The organism is Deltaproteobacteria bacterium (genome assembly GCA_011773515.1).
GTDB lineage: Bacteria > Desulfobacterota > Deferrimicrobia > J040 > J040 > WVXK01.
In genome coordinates, this window is the sequence record WVXK01000075.1 from 19,256 (window position 1) to 26,364 (window position 7,109).

The 7,109-nt window shown below is 56.3% G+C and carries 8 protein-coding genes and 1 pseudogene (1 of these 9 cut by a window edge); 1 reads left to right on the forward strand and 8 read right to left on the reverse strand.

Going from position 1 to position 7,109, the window contains the following annotated elements; genetic code table 11:
• Positions 1–31: 31 nt before the first annotated feature.
• From GTN70_08595 to GTN70_08605, 3 genes are all read right to left on the reverse strand, one after another.
• Positions 32–814 carry a FliA/WhiG family RNA polymerase sigma factor gene (locus GTN70_08595; GenBank protein NIO17041.1) on the reverse strand — a complete coding sequence of 261 codons (783 nt, stop codon included), beginning with the start codon at positions 812–814 and terminating at the stop codon, positions 32–34.
• Between the two features lie 12 nt (positions 815–826).
• Positions 827–1,687: an AAA family ATPase gene (locus GTN70_08600; protein ID NIO17042.1), complete on the reverse strand. Its 861-nt coding sequence runs from the start codon at positions 1,685–1,687 to the stop codon at positions 827–829.
• A gap of 199 nt (positions 1,688–1,886) precedes the next feature.
• On the reverse strand, positions 1,887–3,263 hold the full coding sequence (locus GTN70_08605; protein NIO17043.1) for a response regulator: 1,377 nt from the start codon (positions 3,261–3,263) through the stop codon (positions 1,887–1,889).
• Positions 3,264–3,548: 285 nt separating this feature from the next.
• On the opposite strand from GTN70_08605, the gene GTN70_08610 reads away from it, so the two are divergent.
• Entirely contained in the window at positions 3,549–3,707 is a 159-nt protein-coding gene (locus GTN70_08610; GenBank protein ID NIO17044.1) for a hypothetical protein, read from the forward strand.
• Positions 3,708–3,819: 112 nt separating this feature from the next.
• Here GTN70_08610 and GTN70_08615 read toward each other — a convergent pair whose 3' ends face one another.
• From GTN70_08615 to ligA, 5 genes and pseudogenes are all read right to left on the reverse strand, one after another.
• Positions 3,820–4,854 carry a hypothetical protein gene (locus tag GTN70_08615; GenBank protein NIO17045.1) on the reverse strand — a complete coding sequence of 345 codons (1,035 nt, stop codon included), beginning with the start codon at positions 4,852–4,854 and terminating at the stop codon, positions 3,820–3,822.
• A 78-nt stretch (positions 4,855–4,932) separates the two neighbouring features.
• Positions 4,933–5,553 carry a hypothetical protein gene (locus GTN70_08620; GenBank protein NIO17046.1) on the reverse strand — a complete coding sequence of 207 codons (621 nt, stop codon included), beginning with the start codon at positions 5,551–5,553 and terminating at the stop codon, positions 4,933–4,935.
• A gap of 38 nt (positions 5,554–5,591) precedes the next feature.
• Positions 5,592–6,578 (reverse strand): AmmeMemoRadiSam system radical SAM enzyme, encoded by a 987-nt coding sequence (amrS, locus tag GTN70_08625; GenBank protein ID NIO17047.1) that lies wholly within the window; start codon positions 6,576–6,578, stop codon positions 5,592–5,594.
• 20 nt (positions 6,579–6,598) lie between these two features.
• Positions 6,599–6,877 carry an acylphosphatase gene (locus GTN70_08630; protein NIO17048.1) on the reverse strand — a complete coding sequence of 93 codons (279 nt, stop codon included), beginning with the start codon at positions 6,875–6,877 and terminating at the stop codon, positions 6,599–6,601.
• Positions 6,867–7,109 (reverse strand): annotated as a pseudogene (gene ligA, locus GTN70_08635) (NAD-dependent DNA ligase LigA); it runs 1,728 nt beyond the window's last position. Before ligA ends, GTN70_08630 begins: the two are co-directional and overlap by 11 nt.

A 7,109-nucleotide genomic window follows, 5' to 3' on the forward strand; every position in this document is an offset into this window, starting at 1 on the left:
GGGCAGGATGGGTGATTCGGAGCCGCGCCCTTCAGCTCGGCCCGGGCGTCGCGTAGAGGCTCTTTTCGGTCTTTCCCCTCAGGCGCAGGATCGCCTGGTTGTGGATCTGGCAGATTCTCGATTCCGTCAGGCCGAGAATGGTGCCGATCTCCTTCATCGTGAGCTCCTCGTAGTAGTAAAGGGAGATGATGAGCTTTTCGTTTTCCGGGAGCTCCTCTATGGCCTCGGTGAGGACTTCCTTCAGGTCGAGCAGGAAGTCTTCATCATTTTTCTTTTCCGTCAGGTAGTTGGCGAGCATCTTCCTGTGGGTGAAGCTGGACGGTTCTTCGTCGCCCTCGATCTCGTCTATGGAAAATATCGATATCCCGTTGATCAGCGCCAGCTCCTTCCGCAGCTTGTCGATGGAGATGTCCAGTTCCTGGGCCACCTCTTCCTCCTTCGGAGGCCTGCCGAGCATGTTCTCCAGGTAGGTGTAAACGCTCTGCAGATTGTTGGCCTTCTGCCTCACCGAACGGGGACACCAGTCGATTTCCCTCAGGTAATCGAGCATGGCGCCCCGGATCCTGAACTCGGCGAATGTGGAGAACTTGACGTTCTTTTTCGGGTCGAAGCGGTCCACCGCGTCGAGAAGCCCCGTTATGCCGCAGCTGATCAGGTCCTCCACGTCTATGTGGGGGGGGAGTTTCATGGAAAGCCTCCTGGCGGTGTACTTGATCTTCGGGAGGAAGTCCTCTATCAGGGTTTCCGTGCCCTCGGTTTTCGGTGCCTTCGTTTTCTTTTTCTGATCCGGTGACTTAGCTACGACATTCTTCATTTTTGACCTCTTTTATTTCAAATTTTGAAATATCGCATCCTTGTGCTTTTCCTGGAGTATCCGCCGGGCGAAGAACTGCTGTCCCTTCTTTGATCTCTTACCGGGTGCGCTCTCCAGGAGCGACCGGGCTATGGGGCCGAAGGGCTCAGGACTGCTTTCGCGGGCGGACTTTTCGGGAAGGGACGCGTGGAAGTTCGTCGTTACCTTGAGCCCCACGTCGAAGGGGCAATGCCCGCAATTTGTCAGCCTGATGTCGTAGTTCCTCTCCACTTCCCCTTCGATTATGGCGAACGTGGAGTCGGCGACGTAGGCATTCTCCGCCATGTTCACGATTACCTTGAACTCCTTCTCACCGAATATCCGGTGCAGCACGTTGATCGAGGATATGGTGTTTTTCACCGACGTGATTTCCGGTGTGGTAACGAGAACGATCTCCGTGGCGCTGGTGTTGAAAAACATCACGTTGGGGGTTATTCCCGCCGGCGTGTCCACGATGACCACATCCGCCACGCTGTCGATCGTGTCGAGTTCGGAGAGCAGGGAGAGCTTGTGATGGGATTCGGGTGCGCTTATTTCATAGATTCCCGTCCCGGCCGGGATTATCGATATTCCCGGCACGGCGCTCACCAGGACTTCCCGGAGGGAGTTGTTTCCCGTCAAAACGTCGAAGATCGTTTTGTCTGCAGAGATCCCGAAGAGAAGATCCACGTTGCCGTTCCCGAAGTTTCCGTCGATGATGAGCACTTCCTTGCCCCGGTCTCTGAGCGCGCAGGCGAGATGCACGGTAAGGAGGGTTTTTCCCACACCTCCCTTGCCGCTGGTGATCGAGAAAACTCTCAATTTTCCGTCCCTCTTGGCACTCAAGGCGTTCATCCGACTCCGCTACGGTTTTAGACCGGCTGTTTGGTTTCGCATACCGAAAGGGATTATCAAGATATGTGCCAGAGGGGGGATAATTACAGGTAGCTGATTTTAAATGGAAAATCGGGATTGTTCGGTATCGGCAGGGTTCGGGGAAGCGTCAAATTCACTGAAATCGTCAATTTATTGACACAAAAAATTGACTGACCGCCTACTTTTTCTGCTTCTTTCGCCTTATTTTTTCTACCAGGGTGGTCCTTTTGATGCCCAGGAGATTTGCCGCCGCCTCCTTGTTTCCGCCTGACATGCTCAGGGCCTTTTCGATCATGTGCGATTCGAGCTTTTCGATTGCCCCTTTCAGGTCCCCCGGGTAGTCCTGCTCGGCGTCTTCCAGCACCCCGGGGGGGGCCGGCTGCATGATCTCCTTCCCTATCTTTTCGGGGAGGTCGCCGGTGCCGACAACGCCGCTGCCCTTGATAACCACAATCCGCTCCACCAGGTTCTCTATTTCCCGCACGTTGCCGGGCCACGGGTATTCCATGAGGATCTCCATCGCCTCATCGCTTATGCCCTCGATATTTCTCCCTTTTTGCCGGTTATACTTTTCGATGAAGTGGTTGAGCAGGAGGGGGATGTCTTCCCTTCGCTCGCTCACCGGCGGGATTTTGATGGGGATGACGTTCAAACGGTAGTAGAGGTCTTCCCTGAATTTCTTCTGTCTCACCAGCTCTTCCAGGTCCTTGTTGGTTGCCGCAATTACCCTGACGTCCACCCTGACCGTTTTTTCGCTTCCCACGGCTTCGAACTCTTTCTCCTGGAGGGCCCTGAGCAGCTTTACCTGGAGCCGGGGGCTCATGTCGGCGATCTCGTCCAGGAAGATTGTCCCGTGGTTTGCCAGCTCGAACCTTCCCGCCCGGGGAGCGATGGCTCCCGTGAAGGCCCCCTTGACATGGCCGAAGAGCTCGCTCTCCAGGAGTTCCTCCGGTATCGCGCCGCAGTTCACCGGCACGAGCAGGTTGTTGGCCCGGGCGCTGTTGTAGTGTATCGCCCGGGCGATCATCTCCTTGCCCGTTCCCGATTTACCCAGGATCAGGATCGTCGAGTCCGTGTCCGCTACCTTCTCCACGAGGGAGAGGACGTCCATCATCGCCTTCGATGTGCCGATGAGGTTGTCGAACTGGTACTTGTTCTTGACCTGTTTTTTCAGGGCGATGTTCTCTTTTTTTATCGTCGTGTGCTCGAGGGCCTTCTGTACCAGGTAGCGCACGTCGTCTATCTTGAAGGGCTTGGTGATGTAGTGAAAGGCGTCGAGCTTCATTGCCTCCACGGCCGTCTCGATCGTCCCGAACCCCGTCATCATGATGACCTCGCTTCCCGGCTGGAGCTGCTTCGCGCTCCGGAGGACGGTCATGCCGTCACATCCGGGCATTTTCAGGTCCGTCAGGATGACGTCGTACCTGGTCTCCTCGATTTTTTTGATGGCTTCTTCCCCGGAACGGGCGAGGTGCACATCAACGGGAGAGTCGAGGAAGACCTCTTCCAGAATGGACAGTATGTGTTCCTCGTCGTCGGCTATGAGGAGTCTCATCTGATCCTTACCCCGTAAGACCCTGTTTTAAAGAAAGGTTATCAGGTATTTCTTCTTTTTGTAAAGGGGCATTTGCCCGGCAGAAAGTGGCCGGGAAAGCTAAAGAGTTAGCGAATATATCCGATAAAACTATTACGGACAGAGGCGTAAAAAAGAACAGATGCAGAGTTTTCCTTCAGGACAACGAACCAGGGTCGGTGAAGGCCGAAAGCGACTTTTCCGCCGGCCCGGTTGCGCAAAGGTGAACTGAACGATACAGACAAGAGTGATTTGAGCGGAAGCGATATGGAAAGATACCCCCATGATGTACGGAAAGAATTCCAGATAAGAAGAGAGCGGTTGAAAAAGATACGGGATCTGGTAGCGAAGGGAGAATACCGGGTCGATCCGGAAAAAGTTGCGGCAAAGCTCATCCAGGATGGGCTCGAATTCACGGCATATTGAGTTCCCTGCCGGTAAAAAAACAGCCACCTTTATCATGAACCTTTGAAACTGTCGTCGCGTCCGGACGACAGGATCGTCGATTGAAAGGGAATGGGAGGGGACGGGCCCCGGTTCAGGGCTTCTCCTTCCGGCCCCTTGATTCGGACACGAAACCCATGAACGCTTTTTCCTCCTTCACCCCCGGGTCGAGGTACTGGAAACCGAACCTGCGCGCTTCTTCCCTGTCGCCGCGCCCGGGTGGGAGGTGGTAGACGCATTTCACGTCCGCCCTGAGCGGTTTTATCCCCGGCAGGATCAGCCGGACTTCCCTGAACGTCTCGCCGGGCTGGTATGATTTTTCGCTCAGCAGGGAAAACCCCCCCGCGGAAAAATCCAGGACCGACTCCTCGCCGCCGCCCCCCGGGGCCGGGAAGATGACCAGGACCGGCTCCAGGACCGGCGGCCGGACCCGGTAGCTGTGCCGCCGCTGTGTGTACTTTATCAGGTGTGGAGAGCGGAAGGTCACGGGGTCCCTGGCTGCCTGAGGCTCCCACAAAAGGAGGGTTACAAAGGAATAGGGGACCTCATTGCAAAGATAATCGATTTTTGCGTTTGCCCCCGCCAGATTCATGCCCGTGCCCGGGAAGGGAAGGAGGGGCTCGGTCAGAAATACCTGTCCCCCTTCCTGCAGGGAGCGGGGGGCCGTGATAAACTGCCCCTCGATACCACCGAACTGCACGACAAATTCGGTTTTCCCCTCAATGAGCGCGTGAAAATGGTCGGTGATGGCAACCCTGTTATCGAGCTCCTCGACGGAGTAGGTTTCCGCCTTCAGCTTTCGCGCTTTTTCGCTTTTCTCCCTCATGCGCAGGATGTAGGCGGTGACGATGACGGCCATTACCAGGAGGAAACCGAGGGAGAAGAACTCCAAAACCCTGTATCGGCGCCGTATCTTTTTGTAGCCCTCGCTGGAGGATTCAACGCCCCTTTCGGAAGCGAGGGAAGGGACAGGGGTCCCGTAGCCCCCGGTGGCGGGATTTTTCGCTCTCCCGGCCACGGCGGCGACGTTTCCCTGTTTCCCCGGGAAAGACGCATGGCCCGGGGGAGCCGGCATGGTCAGCGCCAGCAGGAGAAAGGCTGCTAGGGTTATCGTCGTTCTCCGGGACATCTGCGGTGAAACCCCCTCCCTGGGAAGAAGCGAAGCGGGGTATTGCCCCACTTTTGGCGTGCGGCAATGCCCCTTCCGTTACGTGTCCGTTCCCATCAAACCGTCTATTTCGACGATGCATCTCCTGAAGAGGTCCAGGACCGGGATCAGGATCATCTCGATGGAGTTGATGGTGTGATCGGCCCCCTCGCCCTGATCCGTGGACACGGTTTCCTTTATCGCCGAAAGCATGAGCGTTTCCAGGTCTTCCACCCGCTTGCCGTCTATGCTGATCTTCCTGGTATCGACGGATGACATCGCCTTGATCGTGGAAAAGAGCTCCACGAAATCGCTCAGATCCTGGAGGCAGGTCATGAGCTTGTTTCTCGGCGATTCCAGGTTGTCGTTTCGCAGGCCCGTGGCGATGTCCCTGAACTCCTTCACCATGTAGTCGACGAAGGAGAGGCCCTCCCTGATGGTCTCCTTCGCGACTTGCCTCCGCGTCGATGTCCCGATCTCCAGCTTCTTGAAATCGGATATCCCTGCAGATGCCAGGGCCTCCTCTCTTTCCGGCGATATCTCCTCCCCGTCGAGGATTATCCTGCTGACCAGGCTGCCATCCTTTCTGATCTCCTCGTAGATGGTCTCCAGGAGCATACCCAGGTTCCCGTCTCCGGGAGCGTTAAAATCCCTCTTCTTACCGTCGACTAGAATTTTCATGTCCCATTTCTCCACACTTTCCGGTCTCCCGGAAGGTCTCATTTTTCGTTGACGAAGTTCTGGTTTTTCTTGCACTTGCCGCACCGCTGGCCGTCGAGGCCTCGATTGAGCGTGTGGTAGCCGGACCGTTCGATGAGGAGATTGCCGCACCCGGAGCAGGAGGTGTCGGAGAAACCCTGCAACTGAATATTTCCCAGGTAGACGAAGGGAAGCGTTTCCTTCGCAATCCTGTACGCTTTCAGCAGAAATTCCTGTTCCGTCGGCGGCGCGTCGTAGCGGTAGCCCGGAAAGTACCGGGAGATGTGGAAGGGGATCTCCGGATTGACGGATGCGAGGAAAGCCACGATCTCCCTGATCTCGTCCTCCCTGTCGTTCAGGCCCGTTACGATGAGCGTGGTGACCTCGATGTGGCACTTTTTTGCGGCGATCTCTATGGTTTTTTTTACGGGTGAAAGGCTTCCCCGGGAAACTTCCCGGTAGCTCTCCTCCCGGAAAAATTTCAGGTCGATGTTCATCCCGTCGATGAAGGGGAGGATTTCCTCGAGCGGTTCGGGGTTGACGAAGCCGTTTGTCACGAGAACATTTTTAAGATTTTTTTCGTGAAACTTCTTTGCGCAGTCGTAGACGAATTCCCACTGTATGAACGGCTCGTTGTAGGTGTAGGATATCCCCACGGACCTGCTTCTCGCCGTGAGACGGACGAGCTCGTCGATTTCGACCTCTTTCAGCGGTGCCCCTCCCTCGACGAGGTGCCAGTTCTGGCAGAAGGGGCAGCGCAGGTTGCATCCCGTCGAGCCGATGGAGAGGATGTCCCGTCCGGGGTAGAAGTGGTAGAGGGGCTTCTTTTCTATGGGGTCGACGGCAATGGCGGCCACTTTCCTGTAGGTGCTGGCGTACAGGGTGCCGTTTTTGTTCTCCCTGACGCCGCAAAATCCCCTCCTGCCTTCCTCCACCACGCAGAACTGGGGGCAGAGGGTGCATCGGACCGAACCGTCTCTCTTTTCGTAGTAGGAGGCTTCCTGCACCCTGGCTCCTTTCGAAATAATCAGTATGTTACCTGAAAGGTTTCGTATTCTCTTTCCGGGACCCGCATGGTTACCTGGATGTCCGATACCACGGCCCCCGGGGGCCCTTTTTTCATAAACGCGATTACCGCCTCGACCTCCTCCCGGGTTCCCTGGAGAAGGGCCTCGACCCTCCCATCGGGGAGGTTTCTCACGTATCCTTTGGCCCCCGCTTCCCGGGCTACCTCGAGGGTCGTTGCCCTGAACCAGACTCCCTGGACCCTGCCCGATACGATCACGAGGGCTTCTCTACGTTCCATTTTCCCGTGTCACCCCGCAAATGGTAAGGAATTCCTCTTCCGTCACGATCCTTATGCCGAGCCCCTTTGCTCTCTCGAGCTTGGACCCCGGGTCGGCTCCGGCCACGAGCATGTCGACCTTCTGTGACACCGATGATGCAACTTTTCCGCCGAGACGCAAAACGCTCTCTTTCGCCTCGTCCCGGGTCATCGATGCCAGGCTTCCCGTAAAGACGAACGTGAGGCCCGTTAG

Excerpts from the sequence above, each read along its gene's own strand:
- GTN70_08595 (NIO17041.1), bottom strand. The coding sequence starts at position 814 with ATGAAGAATGTCGTAGCTAAGTCACCGGATCAGAAAAAGAAAACGAAG.
- GTN70_08600 (NIO17042.1), bottom strand. The coding sequence starts at position 1,687 with ATGAACGCCTTGAGTGCCAAGAGGGACGGAAAATTGAGAGTTTTCTCG.
- GTN70_08605 (NIO17043.1), bottom strand. The coding sequence starts at position 3,263 with ATGAGACTCCTCATAGCCGACGACGAGGAACACATACTGTCCATTCTG.
- GTN70_08610 (NIO17044.1), top strand. The coding sequence starts at position 3,549 with ATGGAAAGATACCCCCATGATGTACGGAAAGAATTCCAGATAAGAAGA.
- GTN70_08615 (NIO17045.1), bottom strand. The coding sequence starts at position 4,854 with ATGTCCCGGAGAACGACGATAACCCTAGCAGCCTTTCTCCTGCTGGCG.
- GTN70_08620 (NIO17046.1), bottom strand. The coding sequence starts at position 5,553 with ATGAAAATTCTAGTCGACGGTAAGAAGAGGGATTTTAACGCTCCCGGA.
- GTN70_08630 (NIO17048.1), bottom strand. The coding sequence starts at position 6,877 with ATGGAACGTAGAGAAGCCCTCGTGATCGTATCGGGCAGGGTCCAGGGA.